Below are 17,817 nucleotides of genomic sequence, written 5' to 3' on the forward strand. Positions count from 1 at the left end.
TCATATTGGTTAGACTGAGATTGGAGTGAAAAGTTGCGATCTATTTGTAAAAAAAGTATGAATGCATTTTTAAGCAGAGATGTGGCTTAGTAATAGTTCGAGCTTGACGGCAAAAATCCTGCTGCTTTCGACAAATTGCCCAATAAATTTCACATTCGCTGCATCAGATCATATATATGCAACTAAAGACAAAAAAAAACCGCCGAATCGGCGGTTGCACTTATGGTGCGATTATCGGATAGGAGTGGAGAGAAACCATACTGTACTTTTATTATATGTATACGGTTTCATTTTGTCAACATTTTTTTGAAAACGTTTACGAAGCATGGAAATGACGAGCGGCTTGAGGATTGTTTCCTTCATTTCTCGCTGCTCGTTTAATTAAATTGCAAATCGAATAAGGACGTATATAAGGGCTCCCCGCGTTAATTCGCGGAATTTGCATCGGGTCTCCTGCAAAATCCGTGATGCCGTTCGTTGTTGTAAAGCCGAATTTAATCCCTGCCTGCTGCAGCAGTGCGATCGTCTGCGCATCGTAGCTGCCGTACGGATAAGCGTAACCATTTACTTCCCTGGCTGCATTCAGCTCGGTCAGCTTCGTAATCATCGTCAGCGTATCCTGCGAAATTCTGGATTTGAACTGATCTTCTGTCTCCGGAACACCTTGTAAGACCAACTTGTTCGTCAAGAATGGCTTGCCGTCCTGCATTTGATGAAGGGAATCCGAATGGCCTTGAAATTCAATCTTGGGGAAATCCGACCGGATACGCTTGATTTCTTCTTTCGACAAGGCGTGAAGTTTCGGAGCGGTTGGATCATCAAGATCTTTGGTGATCACAAAATTCACGGCAGGAATCCGCATTTTTTTGAGAACTGGATACGCGTAGGTCGCGAAACTTTCGTAACCGTCATCGAACGTAACCAACACAGCATTGTCCGGTACATCAGCACCTTGAGTTTTAAAGCGTTTGAACTGATCGAACGAAATGAACATAAAACCGTCGCGTTGGAGCGCTTCCAGTTGACGTTCAAATAGTTTCGGCGTAATTGTCACCGATCCTTGCACATCCGGGTCAAGGTGATGGTACACCAGTACAGCCACTTGCTTGGAATAATAAACTTCCTTTTCACTGGCGACAATCGGGGTAAAATTCATAATAACAATGACAAAGGTAAGCATGCCGATCCACAAAATCCTTGCTTTCACATCATTCGCCCCATGACTTTTAAAAGTTAAAAAAACGGATAGCGATTTATTATAGCATGCGACTTAAGACCTGAGAATACGTCTTTTATTAAGAAAATGAAATAAACCGCCATGCCGCGGATAAGTAGCTCTTACCTGCGCATGCCGGTTTATTTCGAATGTCATTTATACGTGAACTGCATATTGCTCGCCGAGAAGTTCGGAAGCCCGATCCGCTTCCTCCTGATTGCGGAAGGACAAGCGAAGTATGCCCGGAACATCTTCACGGCTTTCAATAATTTGAAGATTGCTGAGGTTAATCCGGGCATTCCCCAGCAGTGTTGCAATAGAGCCAATAATTCCCGGATGATCCGGTACATCGACATAAATATCATATAAGGACGTGAGCATGCCTTTGCGACGCTCAGGCAGCTTACCGCGAAATTCACCGGAGAGACGGAATTGTTCGGCAATTCCCTCTCCGTCGCTTTGCTCAATCAATTGAATAAAACGCGCAATCTCGCCGTTCCAGTCTTGGAGCAGCTTCAGCAGCACCTCGCGATTGTTCACGAGAATGTCACGCCAGATGCTCGGTTCGCTGGCTGCGATTCGCGTAATATCGCGGAACCCGCCTGCCGCGAGATTTTGGTAGAGCGGATTCGTTTCATTATACACGCGGACTTGATTCACTAAGGCGACAGCAATAATATGCGGCAGATGGCTGATCGCGCCGACGATTTCATCGTGCTCGCGAGCATCGACTCGAACGACCTGCGCTTTGGTCTCACTGAGGAAAGCTGTCAAACGATCTACTTCGAGCTCCGGCGTGCCTTCTGCCGGTGTTAGCACATAGAAAGCATTCTCGAATAAATGGGATGATGCAGCTTCTACACCATGCCGCTCCGAACCCGCCATCGGATGACCGCCGATGAAATAAACGCCTTCTCTCACTACAGCTGCGGCGCTTTCCGTCACGGACGCTTTCGTACTCCCAACATCTGTAATGATGCAGCCTGGCTTCAGCGGCAGCTCCACAAGCTGCTTCACATAATCCTCCAACATGCCTACCGGCACGCACAGGAATAGATAATCTGCGTCCTGTGCAGCTTCCGCCATCGACGTCGTGGCAATATCCACGACGCCGCGCTTAAGCAGCTTCTCCACGGACTTCGGGTTTGGCGAATGACCGACGACCGTATACCCAGGCTTTCCTTTATAACATAAGGCCAGTGATCCACCGATCAGCCCTACACCGAAAATCGCTATCTTCGTCATGAAATCAACCTTTGTAAATGGAATTAGGCCTCAACAGGCACTTCAGCCAGCACTTCTTTCAGTGCGGCGATGAATTTTTCATTCTGCTCGCGAGAACCGATGGTTACGCGGAGCGATGTCGGGAAGCCGAGCATATGGCCTCCGCGCACGATCAAGCCGCGGCGCAGCAAGCCGTTAAACACCTCAGCGGCCGGGCGCCGGACATCAACCATGATGAAGTTGCCATGAGCCGGGAATGCGGTTAAACCGAGCTCTTGGAACTGTTCGTTCAAGTATTTAAGACCGGCTGTGTTCGCTTCGCGGCAGTTGGCGATGAACTCTTTATCTTGAATCGATACCAGCGCGGCAGCCTGTGCAAAGCGAGTTGTATTAAACGGCTCGCGCACTTGATTGATCGAGCGGATCACATCCGGATGCCCGATACCGTAGCCGATACGAAGCGACGCCAATCCGTAGATTTTGGAGAACGTCCGCAGCGAAATCACATTCTTGTATTGCCCGATCAGCTCGATGCTGTTCGGGAATTCTCCCGTCGTGTTGTACTCGCAGTAAGCCTCATCAAGGACAACGATAACGCTGGCAGGCACTTTCGCCAGGAACGCTTTGATTTCCGCATCCGTGTTCATCGTGCCGGTCGGGTTGTTCGGGTTGCAGATCCACACGATTTTCGTCTTTTCCGTAATCGCAGCAGCCATCGCATCCAGGTCGTGCGTACCGTCTTTGAGCGGCACCTCAATCGAAATCGCGCCTTCGATTTCACAGTTGTGCTTATACTGCGGGAACGTGTGTGAAGCCATCACGGACTCGTCGCCAGGCACAAGGAAAGCGCGCGCCAGCATCAAAATGACTTCGTCCGAGCCTGCACCGAAAATAAGCTGGTTCGTTTCCACGCCAAGCTCCTTCGCCACACCTTCCGTTAAATGCACAGCGCCGCCATCGGGATACAGGGAGATGTTGGCGATTTCGGCTTCGATCGCGGCTTTGACGCGCGGAGACGAGCCAAATGGATTTTCATTGGAAGCAAGCTTAATCACTTCCGTGAGGCCAAGCTCGCGCTTGACTTCTTCAATCGGCTTGCCAGGTTGATAGACGGGTAAATGGATAATCGACTGTTTCGGTTGCATGAAGTCACCTCATTAAATGTTGTCCGAACCTTTTAATTGTCCTACAAATTGACGAATTTGTCCCAGGCCTTCCGGATGCGCAGCGTCCGAAGTGAGGTGCGAAAGCGCACCCTCAATCGTTCTTACAATCGCGCTGCCCACGACGACGCCGTCGCACAGCGTCTCAAAACGCTTCACCTGTTCGCGATTCGAGATCCCGAAGCCGACGACGATCGGCACGGTCGCCGCTTCGCGTACGGTGGACAGGAAATCTTCAATGCCGCCGAAAAACTCCGCACGCTCGCCGGTTACGCCCAGCGAGGACACGCAGTACACAAAGCCGCGAGCGCCTGCCGCGATGCGTTTCACGCGCTCATTAGACGTCGGCGCTACGAGCGGGATCAAGTGCACGCCGTATCGTTCGGCAACCGCGCGCGCCTCGCTGTCTTCCTCCAGCGGAAGATCCGGAATGATAATGCCGCTGATTTCATTTTCCTGCATCGTCTTGAAGATGCGCTCCAGGCCGATTTGCAGCACCGGATTATAGTACGTAAAGAGGATGAAAGGCAGCTTGGAGCCACGGCTTCGCGCTTCACGAGCGACGCCGATGACGTCGAAGATCGAGATTTTGCGCTGCAGCGCACGCTCGGAAGAGCGCTGAATCACCGGTCCGTCAGCAAGCGGGTCGGAGTAAGGCACGCCAAGCTCAATGAGATCGGCACCTGCTTTTTCCATCTCCAGAATGAGCTCCAAAGACGCTTCAATCGAAGGATCACCAATGGTCAAAAAAGGAATCAGCGCAGTTTCTCCGCGCTCTTTCAGTTCTGCAAAGCGGCTGTCGATACGGTTCATCGCTTATTCCTCCTCCTTGCCCAAGTAGCCGATAATCGATTCTACGTCTTTATCGCCGCGTCCGGACAAGGAAACCACGATAATCTGGTCCTTCGCCATCGTCGGAGCCAGCTTCAACGTCTGCGCAATCGCATGCGCGCTCTCCAGCGCAGGAATAATGCCTTCCGTACGGCTCAGCAATTGTAACGCATCCAGCGCTTCCTGATCCGTAATCGGGAAGTACGTCGCACGCTCAATGTCTTTGAGGTACGCATGTTCGGGCCCAATGCCCGGGTAATCCAACCCTGCGGAGATTGAATGCGCCGGCAGCACTTGGCCGTACTCATCCTGCAGCAAGTAGCTGAGCGAGCCTTGGAAAACGCCCTGCGTTCCCTTCGTCATCGTCGCTGCATGCTCCTCGGTTTCGACACCGCGTCCAGCCGCTTCGACGCCGATCAGCTTCACGCCTTCATCCTGCACGAATGGATAGAAAATGCCCATCGCGTTGCTGCCGCCGCCTACGCAAGCGACAACAGCATCCGGCAGTCGGCCTTCCGCTTCCAGGATTTGCTCCCGGGACTCGTCGCCGATAACGCGCTGAAAATCCCGCACCATCATCGGATACGGATGCGGGCCTGTGACCGAACCCAGGATATAATACGTATCCTGCACATGGCTTACCCAGTAACGCAGCGTCTCATTGCACGCGTCTTTGAGCGTACGCGTGCCGGACGTAACCGGAATCACTTCCGAGCCTAGCAGCTTCATGCGGAACACGTTAAGCTGTTGACGCTTCGTATCCTCTTCGCCCATGAACACTTTGCATTCCAATCCCATGAGGGCTGCAACCGTCGCAGAAGCGACGCCATGCTGCCCGGCACCCGTCTCGGCAATCACTTTCTTCTTGCCCATCCGTTTCGCTAGCACCGCTTGTCCGATGGTGTTGTTGATTTTGTGCGCACCGGTATGGTTCAAATCTTCCCGCTTCAAATAAATTTTAGCGCCGCCCAAAAGCTCCGTCAAACGCTCCGCGTAATACAGTGGGGTCGGTCTGCCGGAATATTGCCGCTGCAAATAGCGGACTTCCGCAATAAAATCAGGGTCATCTTTATATTTGGCATAAGCTTCTTCGAGCTCAATCAGCGCGTTCATTAGTGTCTCAGGGACATAACGGCCGCCGAACTTGCCGAATCTGCCATGCTGGTCAGGTACTTGCGTCACTTCCGAGTCACCCTTTCCACAAATGCTGTAATTTTAGCAATATCTTTAACTCCGTCCGTCTCCACGCCGCTTGATACATCGACGCCATCCGGACGATACGTCTCGATTAATTGATCTACGTTTTCCGGCTTAAGCCCGCCTGCAACAAGCAAAGCAACGCCGACTTCACGCGCCCAAGCTTGATACACAGGGATGCAGTCCCAGGCAAAAGTCGTGCCAGAACCCCCGCCGTATACCGGGTCAAATGTATCTAACAGCACGGCGTCAACCGATCCGATATACGGATCAAGCTGAGCGGCAACGGCCTCTGGCGTTGGAGGATTCGCTTCCGTCTTCGATATGGACACGGATTTAAACACTTTTACGCCAAACGTATCCCGAACCCACTGGCAAAACACCGGCGTCTCCTGACCATGAAGCTGCACAACGTCCAGCGGTGCAACCGACAAAATGCCCTGCAACTCATCCTCGGCCGGATTCACAAAAACACCGACAGCCAGCGGCCTCTCTTGCCCGTTAACGCCCTGTTCATGCAGCACCTCAATCAGCTCTGCCGCCTTCTCCGGCGTCACCCGGCGCTTGCTGAGTGCAAAAACAAAACCGATATGAGCTATCGGCAAATGTACGATTGATTTTAACACTTCAACGCTTTGAAGTCCACAAATTTTTACCGTTGGCGCTGTCGTCACAGTCATGTTCGTCGCCTCTTTTCCGTTACTTTGCTGCGTTCACACGCGGCCCCATCAATGCCTCAATCGCGTCGCCGACAACCGGTTGGCGCATAAAGTGCTCGCCGATCAGCACAGCTTTCGCACCGGCTTTCTGAACGAAGGCCAGATCCTCGACGGAAGAAATGCCGCTTTCACTGACGACTGTCACACCTTCCGGAATCAATTGAGTCAGCTCTTCCGTGGTCGCGAGGTCGGTCACGAAAGTTTTAAGGTTCCGGTTGTTGATGCCGATGAACGTCGTGTTCAGTTCCAGCGCGCGTTCCAATTCTTCGCGGTCATGCACCTCAACGAGCGCATCCATGCCGAGGTCGCGAGCCAGCGCGAGATAGGCTTTCATTTGCTCCGTCGTGAGGATCGCCGCAATGAGAAGAATCGCATCCGCCCCGAGCAAGCGGGCCTCATAAATCTGCTTCGGATCAATTGTAAAATCTTTCCGCAGCAACGGCACGCTTACCGCTTGGCGAACTGCCTGCAAATAAGCGTTGCTGCCTTGAAAATAGTCCACATCCGTCAGCACGGAGATGCAGTCGGTTCCCGCCGCCGCGTACGACTTGGCAAGCTCAACGGGTTCGAAATCCGGGCGAATCAAGCCTTTGGACGGCGACGCTTTCTTCACTTCCGCAATCAGGCCCATGGCACGGTTCCGGCCGGAAGACAAGGAGCGTTCAAAGCCTAGGCAAGGCGGAAGCTGAGCGATTTCCTTCTCCGCTTCCGCAATGGAAAAGTTCTGCATCGCCTCGACTTCCAGGCGTTTAGTGGCAACAATTTTATCAAGAAACATGGCTCAGTTCTCCTGTATATTGAATAAGTTCGTTCAATTTGCTTTCCGCTTTGCCCGAATCGATCACATTCGCAGCGAGCTTGACGCCCTGCTGCATCGTACCGACCAGCCCCGTCACATAGAAGCAAGCCGCTGCGTTAGCCAGCACAATGTCACGATGAGGCCCTTTCTCCCCGGCGAAAATGTGACGAATGATTTCCGCGTTCAACGGCGCATCGCCGCCAGCGACATCTTTGATACTGTGTGCGCGTAAACCCAGGTCGTCCGGAGTAATCGAGTACGTAGCGATCGTATCGTTTTTGAGTTCGGTCACTTTGGTCGGCGCCGAAATACTGAATTCATCAAGCCCGTCTTCACTAGCAACGACCAGAGCGCGTTTGAGACCCAGCGCTTGCAGCGACTGTGCGATCAGTTCCGTTTTCTCCCGATCGAACACACCCAACACTTGACGGTCGGCGCCAGCCGGGTTCGTCAGCGGCCCGATCAGGTTGAACACCGTCCGGAAGCCGAGCTCGCGCCGAGGCGCCGCCACGTACTTCATCGATTGGTGGAACGATTGGGCGAACATGAAGCAAATGCCCGTGCGTTCCAAACATTTGGCCGCTTGCTCGCCGGTCAGCGTAATATTGACGCCCAGCGCTTCCAACACGTCGGCACTGCCGCTTTTGCTCGACATCGCCCGATTGCCGTGCTTCGCTACACGAATGCCGCCGGCCGCTGCGATAATGGCCGCCGTTGTCGAGATGTTGAACGTCTCCGCTCCGTCCCCGCCGGTGCCGCAGGTATCCAGCAAATCGCTCTGCAGCACGTTCATTTGCGCCGCTTTGCTCCGCATCGTCTCGGCGAATCCGGTGATCTCATCCAGGGTTTCACCTTTGAACCGAAGCGCCGTCAGTAAGCTGCCGATCTGCGCCGGGGTCGCTGCGCCTTCCATAATTTCGGACATCACGCCGCGCGCCTCCTCGCGTGTCAGGTGGCTGCCATTAATTACTTTTCCCAGAGCTTGCTGCATCGTAATCAATCCGCTCATCGTAGTCAATCTCCTTTCTTCCTATGAGTTTACAAAGTAATCTTTGTTGATGTCGCTGACAGGTCTTGGCTCCGGACTGAACATCGCTTCCGCCATCCGAATGGATTTCAGCATCCCCGTCGCCTTGTTCACCGTCTCCTGATACTCGTTCTCCGGCACGGAATCCCAGACCACGCCTGCGCCCGCTTGCACGTACGCTTTGCCGTTCTTGAAAATAATCGTCCGAATCGTAATGCACGTATCGAGGTTCCCCGAGAAGCCCAAGTACCCGATCGCCCCGGCATAAGCGCCGCGTGCTTCCGGCTCCAGCTCCGCAATAATTTCCATGGCGCGAAGCTTCGGTGCGCCGGACACCGTTCCCGCCGGCAAGCAGGAGAGGAAGGCATCGAAGAAGTCTTTATCCTTCGCAATTTTGCCGGACACGTTGGACACGATATGCATGACATGCGAGTAGCGCTCAATGTCCATGAATGTGTCGCATTTGACGGTACCGAATTCGGAGACGCGTCCGATGTCATTTCGCCCTAGATCGACGAGCATCAAATGCTCGGCTCTTTCCTTCTCATCGGCGAGCAGCTCTTGCTCCAGCGCAAGATCCTGCTCAGGCGTCTTCCCTCTCGGTCTCGTACCGGCAATCGGCCGCGTCTCGACTTTGTCTTCTTCGACGCGTACGAGCAGCTCCGGCGAAGTGCCGACGACGACCTCGTCGTCCATTTTGAGCACGTACATGTACGGAGAAGGATTCATTGTGCGCAGCACGCGATACACCTGCAGCGGCGAAACCGTCGTCTCGATTTCAAATCGTTGAGACAACACGACCTGGAAAATGTCGCCCGCGCGAATGTATTCCTTCGCTTTGTTCACATTGGCGATGTACTTTTCCTTCGTCATGTTGGAGCGAATTTCGCCGAGCTCCGGCTCCTTCACAATCGGATTGTGCGTCATCGTATCCACACTCAACGGACGTTTGATTTTTTCGATCGTCGCGTCGATTTTGTCGCAAGTGGCTTGATACGCTTCGGCAATGTCGGCATCTGTCGCAAATTTCGGAACGTGCACGTTCGCAATGACCATCATCTGCTGTTTGAAATGGTCGAACACGATGACTTGATCGCAGAACATGAATTGAATATCGTTCATTTGCAGATCATCCACCTGATGGGCAGGCAGCTTCTCGTAGTATTGCAGCAGATCGTATCCGAAGAATCCGACAGCACCGCCTGTAAAGCGAGGCATTCCCGGCAATTGAGGGCTGGAGTAGGACCGAAGGTAGGCTTTCAGAACGTCAATCGGCTTCTCGTCGGTGACTTTGTCGCCGTCATGGGACGCTACCGTCGTTTTTCCATGCTTCGACGTGATCATCAAGAACGGATCGGTGCCGATAAAGGAATAACGCGCCCATTTCACGCCGCCCTCCACGCTCTCCAGTAGGAAAGCGCGCGGTTCTTGGTATAGATGTTGGAATACACGGATCGGTGTTTCGGTATCGGCTAATAAGTGGCGCACAACTGGAATCAGATTATAACTACGGGACAAACGAATCACTTCTTGCAGTTCAGGTGTATACATGGAAACATCCCCTCTCAGTTTGCGAGCTGCCTCATTCGGTGCTCCAAACTCTAATTGAATACAAAAAAACCTCTACCCAGGGTAGAGGTTGACTTTAGTTTCAGTAGACGATGAGGAAGATGCTGAAAAAAAGCGAATCAAACGAAATATGCAAACAGACGAACGTCAACTTGGACGCTAGACCGGCATAAGGCGGATATGTGCTTTTTCTCTTCTCAACTCAGCTCTGCTCTACTTCACTAAACTCTGCTCTACTTACCTGCACTCATCTAAATTCACTATACTACCGAGCGGCTTCATTTGTCAATTTCACAATATCCGGACGAAGCGCTTTGGCCTCTTTTAAATAAATATGATTGATTTCAGCTTGCGTTTTGGTTGTATTCACTTGCACCATCAAACGAATGCATTTCGGCAGAGCACCGGCTACCGGCACTTCGAGCGAACACATCAGCGGCACCAGCTCCCACCCGACTAAGGAACGGATGGCAACGGCCGGAAAGATCGCGGTAATGTCCGCTGTCACCGTAATAAAGACGGAAGCAATATCTTCCGGACGGAAATCATTCGCTTCAACTATGGCTTGCAGCAGTTCCCCGGTTGCCTGTAAAATTTCGTCTGCCTCGTTATGCTCGACGGTCGTCGCGCCGCGAATTCCCCTAACAAACATGTGTCAGCTCTCCCCTTTTAGCATGTCGACAATTTGTCTGACCTGAACGGCGGTGACGTCCTTGCGGATCTCGACTTTGCCGATTTCCGTCGGAATGATGTACACCATCGTGCCTTCCTTGAACTTCTTGTCATGCATCATTGCGCTCATGATCTCATCTGTATCGAGATGCGGCGGAATCGTCACCGGCAACCCGAATTTTTCAAAAATACGCTTGGTTACAGTATGAATTTCTTCACTGTACCCGAACTGCTGCGCCAGCTTCGCTGCGCCGACCATGCCGATCGCGATCGCTTCGCCATGCAGCAGCTCGCCGTAGCCTGCGACCGCTTCCAGCGCGTGGCCAATCGTGTGTCCGAGGTTCAAAATCGCGCGCAGGTCGTTTTCCCGTTCGTCCTGCGAGACGACTTTGGCTTTGACCTCGCAGCCGATATACAGCGCGTAGCTAAGCGCCTCCGGGTCCAAAGCCAGGAGCTTCGCTGCGTTTTCATCGCACCACTGCGTGAAAGCGGCATCCCAGATCAAGCCGTGCTTGATCACTTCCGACAGCCCTGCCTTCACATCGCGCGGCGGCAGTGTGAGCAGCAGGTCGATGTCGAACAGGACCAGCTCCGGCTGGTGAAACGCCCCGATGATGTTCTTGGCCATCGGGTGGTTTACCGCGACCTTGCCGCCGACGGAACTGTCGTGGGCAAGGATCGTGGTCGGGATCTGTACGAAGCGGATCCCGCGCATAAAGCTCGCCGCCGCGAAGCCGGCGAGGTCGCCGACCACGCCCCCGCCAAGCGCAACGATCGCAGAACTGCGATCGAGGCCGGCCTGGAGGGCGGCGGTGACGATTCCCTCGAGCTGCGCGAGGGATTTGGATGTTTCGCCTGCGGGCACGACGCAGGCAGTGGCGGCATAGCCGCCAGCTTGGAGCAGCGACAGCACGCGCTCCAGGTGAAGCGCCGCCACCGATTCATCGGTGACGATCAGGAGCGGCGACTTGCGGCTGAGCTTCGCACGGTCGAACAGTGCCGTAATCTGGGCCAGGATCCCTTGGCCGATATAAATAGGATAAGAGCGCTCGCCTAGCTCTACGGTCAGTTCTCTCATATTAGTAGCTCTCCACTTGGGCTAGGAAGTTGTTCAGGTTCGCACGGATTTCCTCAATGGAGTCGCCGCCGAACTTGTCCAGGAACGCATTCGCCACTTCCCAGGCGATAACGTTTTCCATAATCACGCTCGCCGCAGGCACCGCACATGTATCGGAGCGTTCCACTTGCGCCGTGAACACTTCTTTCGTGTCGATGTCGACGCTTTGCAGCGGCTTGTACAGCGTAGAGATCGGCTTCATGACGCCGCGCACGATAATTTGCTCGCCAGTCGTCATACCGCCTTCAAAGCCGCCTGCGCGATTCGTTCTGCGGCTGAAGCCTTTGTCTGCCGAATATAGAATTTCGTCGTGGACATTAGAGCCTCTGCGCTCCGCCGCTTCGAAACCGATCCCGAATTCCACGCCTTTGAATGCTTGAATCGAAAGCACCGCTTGCGCGATTTTCCCGTCCAGCTTGCGATCCCATTGCACGTGGCTGCCAAGGCCAACAGGGACGCCTTCAATGATCACTTCCACGATACCGCCCAGGGTATCGCCGTCCTCTTTGGCTGCATCGATGGCAGCGATCATTTGCGCTTCCGCTTCCTTATCCACAACGCGAACCGGGGATGCCTCTGTCACGGCAATCAGTTCGTCGAGCGGCAGTTCTTGACGCTTCGCTTCCACGTCGCCGATGCGGATGACTTGTCCAGCGACTTTAATTCCGAACTCAGCGAGCAATTGGCGGGCAACTGCGCCTGTCGCTACACGCATCGTCGTCTCGCGCGCACTGGATCTCTCCAGAATGTTGCGCAAATCTTTCTGATTATATTTGAGACCGCCGTTCAGATCGGCATGTCCAGGGCGCGGACGGTTCACGCGGCGTTTGCCTTCGTTGTCCTCTTCCACGGACTCAATGCCCATAACAGTTGTCCAATGTTTCCAGTCGTTATTGACAACAACCAGCGCGATAGGAGCGCCGGTCGTTTTGCCGTGACGCACGCCCCCGACGATTTGCGCGGTATCTTTTTCAATCTGCATGCGACGGCCGCGGCCATATCCTAGCTGACGTCTATGTAATTGATGGTTCAATTCTTCAAAGTTAAGGGTGACATTGCTTGGAAACCCTTCAATGATCGCAGTAAGCTGCGGTCCATGGGTTTCCCCGGCTGTTAAGTATCTCACTATGAATGACCTCCTAAAAATAGTACGAAATCTTCTTCGTATCGTAGAACGTTCTGCCCTGTGGCATCAATGACACGCAGCACTTTAGCGCTTTGACGCGCGATTATTTTTTCCATTATAGTATAGGTACTCAGGTTTGGCAACAACACAAATGCAAAAACACGCCCCGGCATCAGGGAATTTCCCCCTTGCCAAAGCGTGTCATCTTCTCGTTCGAAGCCAAGATTAGCCGTGCATCGGCTGCTTATGGATCAATCTTGGCAGTTCACTCAGCTGCGGATCGCTCATCAAACCCGCAATTTGGGACGTATCGACGCCGAGAATTTGCGCACATTCCTGAATCGACAGCATGCCTCTACGATAAGCCGTAATCACCTTGCGTTTATCCATGTTAGCCCCCTAAGCTGTACCCTTGCAGCAATAAGATATGCAATGGTTTGTCTGCCGCAACGTTCTACATCTTAGTATTGGAAATTTTGGAAGTTCTTATACCCCCTTCTTACGATAAAAGAACGTATCTGCCGCTTCGAGGTCGTACTGTGCAGGCGAGAAAATTTGCTCGGTCGAGCCAACAAACAGCAAGCCGCCCGGCTTAAGCGCTTTGGCAAACTTTTGATACAAAACATGCTTGGCTTCTTCCGTAAAATAAATGATCACGTTCCGGCACACGATCAAATCGTACCCGGTGTCAAAGGTGTCGACCAGCAAGTTCTGCTTCTTGAATTTGACGGCTCTCTTCAATTCATCCGACACATGGAACATGAGCTGCTCCTGGCGAAAATATTTCTTCACATACTTCTCCGGCACGTCTCTGACCGAACGGTCCAGGTACAACCCTTTGCGTGCCTTCTCTAACGCCCCGTCGTCAATATCCGTTGCATGCAGCGTCGCTTCCTGCAAAGCTCCCTGCTCCGCTAAGATCATCGCCAACGTATACGGCTCTTCGCCGGTGGAGCACGCTGCGCTCCATACTTTGAGCCTTCTGTTCTTGCGCAGCATTTCCGGCACGAATTTCTGCTCCACGATTTCCCAGCGGTTCGGATTGCGCCAGAATTCTGAGACGTTGATCGTCATGCGATCCAGAAACTCGTAGAACAATTCCTTGTCTTTCATCATCGCATCAAAAAAGGCAACGAACGTCGTATATCCGCGTTTCATTCGCAGTGTCGTTAATCGGCGTTTCATTTGCGCTTCTTTGTAAAGGGCAAGATCGATGGACGTGTGGTCCTTAATCTTTTTAATAAAACTTAAAAAATCCTGATCTTCCATGTCGTCCTCCACTTTGAACATAGTCTACTGCATACATTCTGTGGAGGCCTTGCAATTTCCTTCATAGAAAATGAAAAGAACCTTCCCAAGTGGAAAGGTCCCAGCTGCGCCCGTTTAGATCCAAGGCTGCACGTTTTTCTCGTATTTCATGATTTCCTCCGGCCGGAAGAAATTATTGATTTCCCGCTCCGCGCTTTCCGGCGAATCGGAGCCATGAATCAGGTTTAATCTCGTATGTACCGCGAAATCTCCGCGAATCGTGCCTGGTGTCGCCTCCAGCGCATTCGTTTTGCCGATCATCGTTCTGGACAGCTGAATGACTTGATCGCCTTCCCAGACCATGGCGAAGACTGGACCCGACGTAATGAAATTGACGAGCATTTCAAAAAAATCTTTGCCTTTGTGCTCCGCATAATGATACTCCGCCTGCTCTCGCGTAATCAGCATCAATTTGCTTCCGACGAGCTGAAAGCCTTTCTGTTCGAAACGCTTGACAATTTCACCGATTAAACCGCGCTGAACGCCATCCGGTTTGACCATCAAAAAGGTTTGTTCCATCCTTAGGTCTACCTCCTTCTCGTTAATAAGATCGATTACCGATAAAGTGAGCGACTTCGATGAGATCTTTTTTCGCTTGAATATTCGGCAGCTTGTCGAGTGCCGCAATCGCTTTATCGAGGTACCGCTGCGATAACCGATCCGCCTCGTCGATACCGGCGCTGCCTCGGATGATGTCCAGGAATAGGCTGACATCCGTTTGTCCATCCAGTTTATGTATTCGATCCAATTCTGTCAATATGTGCGGACGCAGATTCGGGTCCTTCATCGCCAGCAGGACTGGCAGTGTAATGTTGCCTTGCTTTACATCGCTGCCGGGCGGCTTGCCGATCTGTTTCTCGGTTCCGATCAGATCCAGAATATCGTCCCTGATCTGGAAAGTCATACCAATATTATAGCCAAATGTGTACAATTTATTACTTATCCAGTCTGGGCTGTCCGCCGCCATCGCGCCAAGCTGGCACGAAATCGCGATAAGGAGCGCCGTTTTCCGCCGAATTCGGAGCAAATAGTCGCGAACCGTCTGATCCGTGTTGAAAAAAAAGCGGATCTGCTCCATCTCGCCGATGGACATTTCCACGATCGCCTTGGACATGATTTTATGAACCGCCGGCTTGGGAATATCCGTGATCACACTAAGCGCCTTGGCGAAAATATAATCGCCGGTAAACATCGCGATGCGGTTGTCCCACTTTGAGCGCACCGTCAGCTGTCCGCGGCGCGTATTGGCATCGTCGATCACATCATCATGCACAAGCGAGGCCATGTGAATCAGCTCCAGCGGCACTGCGACAAGCTTCATCGTCTGCAGTTTGTATGTACCGAACTCGCCGGCGAGCAGCACGAACACCGGACGAATTCGCTTGCCGCCCGCCTTGAGCAGGTGCGTGGAGGTTTCCCTGAGCAGGGGGTGATCGCTGTATACGCTCTCCTCCAGCTCTTTTTCAATAGCTGCGACGTCTTTCCTTTTTCTTGCATATATGTCCATTAAATTTTTCATTCCGTCACCCGTGTTACGTTATTCTCTTCCCATAAACCGATATTGACCGGCTTCGGCAGAAAACCAAGCTCATAGGCATACTGATAATATTTGGAGAGCCCGGCACGCTGTTCAGCCGCAAAATCGTAGCATAACGAATGAAAATAATGATGCCAATACTGAGGCGTCCCGCCAACCTTCTCCTGCGCTTCGCGGATCATACTATCCGGGTTCGCGTGAGCCATTTCCTTGCTTTTTTTGAAGGCCGCGTAGATGTCGGCAATCAGTGCAGGATGCTTGCGAATCACTTCCTTGCGGATCGCCCATACCGCGAACGTCATCCATTGTCCTGTCCATTTCGCCCATTCTTGCCCAAGATCCGTAATCATATACCTTGGATCCCGCCAGCTTTCCTTAATCGCATCATCCCCGATCAACAGCGCGCCGTCCGCATTCTTCATCATTTCGTCCAGATTCGGCTTCTGCGTCGAATAGGTCGGTTTGCCACCGTAAAATTTCTCAACGATAATTTTCAGCAGATTAATCGACGTCGCGGACGTAGAAGGCAGCACAATATGTCCGTTTACAATCTCGCGCAGCGGCTTCTCATGAAACAGGAGAATCGAGTTGACTTCACCGAACGCGCTGACAGATAGATCCGGATACAGCACATACTCTTCGAAATGTTCGCCGAACGAGAAGGACGAGATCGGGCCCATGTCAATGCTGCCTTCGGCCATCGCTTTATTCAAGGAACTGGGCACCTGTTCGATAATGTCCACTTCCGGGATGTTCATCAGCTGCGGAAAATAGTAATAGATCGGCCATACATTCGTGTAATTGATGCGGCCAATGCGAATTTTAGGGTCTAGGTTGCTCATTGTTCTCTCCCCATCTGCGGTACAAGGAATGCTCAATGTCCATGCTGTCCATGACTTTGCCTACCATAAAATCAATCATGTCCTCCAAGGACGCCGGACGATTGTAGAAAGCCGGCATCGCCGGAATCATGCGAACACCCATTCTGGCGAGCGTCAGCATATTTTCCAAATGAATGGCGTGCAGCGGCGTTTCCCTTGGCACCATAATTAGTTTTCTGCCTTCTTTTAACATCACGTCGGCCGTACGTTCCAGCAAATTATCCGACGCGCCGCGCGCGACTCCCGCAAGCGTGCCCATCGAGCACGGAATCACGACCATGCCTTTCGTGCGAAACGAACCGCTTGCTACCGTCGCGCCGATATTCGCAATCGGATGATATTCGTACTTGCCTTTTCTTCCTCCAAAATGCTTCTCCAATTCATCCGCCCGCTTGCTGGCCGACCAATCCAGCTCGTCCTGAAGCACTCGCCAGCCTGCATCTGTAACGATGAGATGAACGTCAAAGGCCATGTCCAACAGCACTTGAACGAGCCGCACGCCGTATTGCGCACCGCTCGCTCCCGTTAAACCAATTACCCAATTTCCGCTCATAGGTGTGGACTCACCAACACATCAAGCAGCGTGAAAGCAAACATCACAAGACTTAAAATACCGTTCATCGTAAAGAATGCGGTGTTCAGCTTGGACAAGTCCTGCGGCGAGACAAGACGGTGTTCTTTGTACAAAATGACATAGGCGATGACAAGACCGAGCAAATAGAACCAGCTCAGATGCGTCATGAAAAACAACGTCACCAAGCCAACGGCTGTCAGAGCGTGCAAGACGCGCGCCGTATTCAGAGCCGCTTTGATGCCGAAACGGCTCGGCAGCGAGTACAGACCTTCCTTGCGGTCAAAGTCTGCGTCCTGGCAGGCATAGATCAAGTCAAAGCCAGTGCTCCAGCACACGACAGTCAAGTAGAAGATGACGGACGACCATGTGAACTGACCTGTTACGGCAATCCAGCCGCCAAGCGGCGCAAGGCCGAGCGTCAAGCCAAGAACGAAGTGGCAGGTCCAAGTAAATCTTTTGGTATACGAATAGAACACAAGGAAAAACACCGCAATCGGGAGCAGTTTCATCGATAGCGAGCTGAGATGCGACGTCGCCCAGAACAACAACAAAAAGGAGATAACGATATAAATGATAACTTGCGGCACGCTGATGAGTCCGGCTGGAATCGCCCGGCCCGCTGTCCGCGGATTTTTCTTGTCGATCGCTTGGTCGATGACTCGATTGAGCGACATTGCAGCAGTTCGGGCACCTACCATTGCGAGGGTAATCCAGCCGATCTGCGCCCAGCTTGGCAGCTGGTCCTTCAGCACGACCGACCCCAGGATCGCCCCCATGAACGCAAAAGGCAGCGCAAATACGCTGTGCTCAAACTTGATCATTTCCAAAAATATTTTTAGTTTCGTAAACATAGCTGA

The 17,817-nt window shown here is 52.5% G+C and carries 19 protein-coding genes; all 19 read right to left on the reverse strand.

Translation table 11 applies throughout. The features are described from left to right. Positions 1-316: 316 nt before the first annotated feature. Positions 317-1,207, reverse strand: a complete 891-nt coding sequence (locus EJQ19_RS07200; RefSeq protein ID WP_126140527.1) for a polysaccharide deacetylase family protein — start codon at positions 1,205-1,207, stop codon at positions 317-319. A 165-nt stretch (positions 1,208-1,372) separates the two neighbouring features. Next, complete coding sequence (locus EJQ19_RS07205; RefSeq protein WP_126140528.1) at positions 1,373-2,461, reverse strand: prephenate dehydrogenase; 1,089 nt, start codon at positions 2,459-2,461, stop codon at positions 1,373-1,375. Between the two features lie 23 nt (positions 2,462-2,484). Then, positions 2,485-3,585 carry a histidinol-phosphate transaminase gene (gene hisC / locus EJQ19_RS07210; protein WP_126140529.1) on the reverse strand — a complete coding sequence of 367 codons (1,101 nt, stop codon included), beginning with the start codon at positions 3,583-3,585 and terminating at the stop codon, positions 2,485-2,487. 12 nt (positions 3,586-3,597) lie between these two features. Continuing rightward, a complete protein-coding gene (gene trpA / locus EJQ19_RS07215) occupies positions 3,598-4,416 on the reverse strand; it encodes a tryptophan synthase subunit alpha (protein ID WP_126140530.1) in 819 nt (272 codons plus the stop codon). Positions 4,417-4,419: 3 nt separating this feature from the next. Then, a complete protein-coding gene (trpB, locus tag EJQ19_RS07220; RefSeq protein ID WP_126140531.1) occupies positions 4,420-5,616 on the reverse strand; it encodes a tryptophan synthase subunit beta in 1,197 nt (398 codons plus the stop codon). After that, on the reverse strand, positions 5,613-6,311 hold the full coding sequence (locus EJQ19_RS07225) for a phosphoribosylanthranilate isomerase (RefSeq protein WP_126140532.1): 699 nt from the start codon (positions 6,309-6,311) through the stop codon (positions 5,613-5,615). Before EJQ19_RS07225 ends, trpB begins: the two co-directional genes overlap by 4 nt. 19 nt (positions 6,312-6,330) lie before the next feature. After that, the gene (gene trpC, locus EJQ19_RS07230; RefSeq protein WP_126140533.1) at positions 6,331-7,128 is read right to left on the reverse strand and encodes an indole-3-glycerol phosphate synthase TrpC; all 798 of its coding nucleotides are present in this window, start codon (positions 7,126-7,128) and stop codon (positions 6,331-6,333) included. Beyond that, entirely contained in the window at positions 7,118-8,158 is a 1,041-nt protein-coding gene (gene trpD, locus EJQ19_RS07235; protein WP_126140534.1) for an anthranilate phosphoribosyltransferase, read from the reverse strand. Before trpD ends, trpC begins: the two co-directional genes overlap by 11 nt. Positions 8,159-8,179: 21 nt before the next feature. Then, complete coding sequence (gene trpE / locus EJQ19_RS07240) at positions 8,180-9,727, reverse strand: anthranilate synthase component I (RefSeq protein ID WP_126140535.1); 1,548 nt, start codon at positions 9,725-9,727, stop codon at positions 8,180-8,182. Between the two features lie 283 nt (positions 9,728-10,010). After that, the gene (aroH, locus tag EJQ19_RS07245; protein WP_126140536.1) at positions 10,011-10,397 is read right to left on the reverse strand and encodes a chorismate mutase; all 387 of its coding nucleotides are present in this window, start codon (positions 10,395-10,397) and stop codon (positions 10,011-10,013) included. A 3-nt stretch (positions 10,398-10,400) separates the two neighbouring features. Next, positions 10,401-11,495: a 3-dehydroquinate synthase gene (gene aroB, locus EJQ19_RS07250; RefSeq protein ID WP_126140537.1), complete on the reverse strand. Its 1,095-nt coding sequence runs from the start codon at positions 11,493-11,495 to the stop codon at positions 10,401-10,403. A 1-nt stretch (position 11,496) separates the two neighbouring features. After that, a complete protein-coding gene (gene aroC, locus EJQ19_RS07255) occupies positions 11,497-12,660 on the reverse strand; it encodes a chorismate synthase (protein WP_126140538.1) in 1,164 nt (387 codons plus the stop codon). A 225-nt stretch (positions 12,661-12,885) separates the two neighbouring features. Continuing rightward, the gene (locus EJQ19_RS31735) at positions 12,886-13,050 is read right to left on the reverse strand and encodes a hypothetical protein (protein WP_164716362.1); all 165 of its coding nucleotides are present in this window, start codon (positions 13,048-13,050) and stop codon (positions 12,886-12,888) included. 96 nt (positions 13,051-13,146) lie between these two features. Continuing rightward, complete coding sequence (locus EJQ19_RS07260; RefSeq protein ID WP_126140539.1) at positions 13,147-13,929, reverse strand: CheR family methyltransferase; 783 nt, start codon at positions 13,927-13,929, stop codon at positions 13,147-13,149. Between the two features lie 114 nt (positions 13,930-14,043). Continuing rightward, on the reverse strand, positions 14,044-14,487 hold the full coding sequence (gene ndk / locus EJQ19_RS07265) for a nucleoside-diphosphate kinase (RefSeq protein ID WP_126140540.1): 444 nt from the start codon (positions 14,485-14,487) through the stop codon (positions 14,044-14,046). A gap of 22 nt (positions 14,488-14,509) precedes the next feature. Continuing rightward, the gene (locus tag EJQ19_RS07270; RefSeq protein WP_126140541.1) at positions 14,510-15,487 is read right to left on the reverse strand and encodes a polyprenyl synthetase family protein; all 978 of its coding nucleotides are present in this window, start codon (positions 15,485-15,487) and stop codon (positions 14,510-14,512) included. Further along, on the reverse strand, positions 15,484-16,347 hold the full coding sequence (locus tag EJQ19_RS07275) for a menaquinone biosynthetic enzyme MqnA/MqnD family protein (RefSeq protein WP_126140542.1): 864 nt from the start codon (positions 16,345-16,347) through the stop codon (positions 15,484-15,486). The genes EJQ19_RS07270 and EJQ19_RS07275 overlap by 4 nt, the downstream gene beginning before the upstream one ends. Continuing rightward, positions 16,328-16,939 carry a UbiX family flavin prenyltransferase gene (locus EJQ19_RS07280; RefSeq protein ID WP_126140543.1) on the reverse strand — a complete coding sequence of 204 codons (612 nt, stop codon included), beginning with the start codon at positions 16,937-16,939 and terminating at the stop codon, positions 16,328-16,330. The genes EJQ19_RS07275 and EJQ19_RS07280 overlap by 20 nt, the downstream gene beginning before the upstream one ends. After that, the gene (locus EJQ19_RS07285) at positions 16,936-17,811 is read right to left on the reverse strand and encodes a UbiA-like polyprenyltransferase (RefSeq protein ID WP_126140544.1); all 876 of its coding nucleotides are present in this window, start codon (positions 17,809-17,811) and stop codon (positions 16,936-16,938) included. Before EJQ19_RS07285 ends, EJQ19_RS07280 begins: the two co-directional genes overlap by 4 nt. Positions 17,812-17,817: the final 6 nt, after the last annotated feature.

The organism is Paenibacillus whitsoniae (genome assembly GCF_003955665.1).
Taxonomy (GTDB): Bacteria; Bacillota; Bacilli; order Paenibacillales; family NBRC-103111; genus Paenibacillus_E; species Paenibacillus_E whitsoniae.